We start from the raw sequence: 400 nt of genomic DNA on the forward strand, positions 1-400 counted from the left end.
GCAACAAAATGACCGGCGTGGCCGAGCAGTTCCAGTACATCCTGCGCGATGAGTCGATGCACCTGAACTTCGGTATCGACGTGATCAACCAGATCAAAATCGAAAACCCACACCTGTGGGATGCCGAGATGAAGGAAGAAGCGACCCAGATGATTCTGCAGGGTACGCAGCTGGAGATCGAATACGCTCGCGACACCATGCCGCGTGGGGTGCTGGGCATGAACGCGGCGATGATGGAGGATTACCTCAAGTTCATCGCGAACCGTCGCCTGTCGCAGATCGGCTTGAAGGAAGAGTACCCAGGCACCACCAACCCGTTCCCGTGGATGAGCGAGATCATGGACTTGAAGAAAGAGAAAAACTTCTTCGAGACCCGTGTGATCGAGTATCAGACCGGCGG

General features: G+C 55.5%; 1 protein-coding gene. It reads left to right on the forward strand.

What is annotated here, in order from left to right; all coding sequences use genetic code 11:
• Window positions 1-400: ribonucleotide-diphosphate reductase subunit beta (locus BOP96_RS29180; protein ID WP_175563029.1), on the forward strand; the 400-nt coding region annotated here is incomplete at both ends.

Origin of the sequence: Pseudomonas sp. FSL W5-0203, assembly GCF_001896155.1 — a bacterium.
Taxonomy (GTDB): domain Bacteria; phylum Pseudomonadota; class Gammaproteobacteria; order Pseudomonadales; family Pseudomonadaceae; genus Aquipseudomonas; species Aquipseudomonas paracarnis.